Below are 1428 nucleotides of genomic sequence, written 5' to 3' on the forward strand. Positions count from 1 at the left end.
ACATTGAGCCCTTCCACCGCCGACAGCACCGACAGGGCAGGGGTGATCAGCGTGGAGCCGTAGAACATCGCCGCGCCGAGAATGCCGAGCGCGAGCACCAGCGGCGTGCGCTTGCCGACGGCGGTAAAGGCTGCCGCCTTCGCCGTTATTGTCCGCCCGCAGCAGGATCAGCACGTATTTCAGCGTCACGACGACGATCAGGGACCAGAAGATCAACGACAGCACGCCGTAGACGGCGGCTTGGGTGACGACGCCGTGCTCGCCGCCGGCCGCCAGCACCGCCACGCGCAGCGCGTAGAGCGGGCTCGTGCCGATATCGCCATAGACGACGCCAATGGAGCCGAAGGTCAGCGCCCAGAACGCGCGCTTGCCCAGCGCCGGCGCGCCATTGCCATGGCCGTTGCCGTCGCCATTGCCGTTGCCGTTGGCAACATACGTTTCTGAACTTGCAGATTGCTGCATTCAGACCAGGTGCGTGGAAGAGTGTTGGATGGTTGCCCGCGTGCGCGCCTTACCGCAGCGCCGCATTGTCCCTCAAAGCGGTAGGGACATAGGCGGATCGCAGGCCAATGTCTAGGATGGTTGTCGCTTGAGGCGGGCGCCGGCTCGAACGCCATCTGTCCGCGCAACAATGAAATAGCCTGGTGCGGTAAAGGGTAATTTTTGGAAAGATAAGGTCAGAGAAACTTGCCATTCATTCGCGTTTCTCGTTGACCCTGTGACATCGACGCCTTAGGGTGCCCGCCTTAATCCGGCGTTTCCCGCCATTACCGTATGTTTTCCACCGGGCAGTGGCTGGTTCCAGCCGCTTAGGCCCGGTTTTGCCAGTGAGTAGTGACATGTCGGCCTCGATGACAGGCGCCCAGATCGTGCTTCAGGCTCTCGCCGACCAAGGCGTCGAGCACATCTTCGGCTATCCCGGCGGCGCGGTGCTGCCGATCTATGACGAGCTGTTCCAGCACGATGGGCTGAAGCACGTGCTTGTGCGCCACGAGCAGGGCGCCGTGCATGCGGCGGAAGGCTATGCCCGCTCCACCGGCAAGGTCGGCGTGGTCCTCGTCACCTCGGGTCCCGGCGCACCAACGCGGTTACGGGCCTCACTGACGCGCTCATGGATTCGATTCCCGTGGTCTGCATCACCGGGCAGGTCCCGACTCATCTCATCGGCAACGACGCCTTCCAGGAATGCGACACGGTCGGCATCACGCGCCCCTGCACCAAGCACAATTACTTGGTGAAGGACGTCGATCAGCTGGCGCGGGTCCTGCACGAGGCGTTCTATGTTGCGCGCTCCGGCCGGCCCGGTCCCGTCGTCGTGGACATCCCCAAGGACATCCAGTTCGCCAAGGGCACATACACGGGCCTGTCGAACTCGCAGCACAAGAGCTACCGCCCTCCGAAAGAGGGCGATCCCGCCGCCGTGGAGGC

Annotated in this window: 2 pseudogenes; one reads left to right on the forward strand and one right to left on the reverse strand. The window is 63.5% G+C overall.

Features of this window, described 5'->3' with window-relative positions:
• Positions 1–462, reverse strand: a pseudogene (locus AUC71_RS10460) (KUP/HAK/KT family potassium transporter); the annotation flags it as partial.
• A 377-nt stretch (positions 463–839) separates the two neighbouring features.
• Between AUC71_RS10460 and AUC71_RS17830 the strand changes: the two are divergent.
• Positions 840–1428, forward strand: a pseudogene (locus AUC71_RS17830) (thiamine pyrophosphate-binding protein); the annotation flags it as partial.

This window comes from Methyloceanibacter marginalis (assembly GCF_001723295.1).
In the GTDB taxonomy this organism is placed as follows: domain Bacteria; phylum Pseudomonadota; class Alphaproteobacteria; order Rhizobiales; family Methyloligellaceae; genus Methyloceanibacter; species Methyloceanibacter marginalis.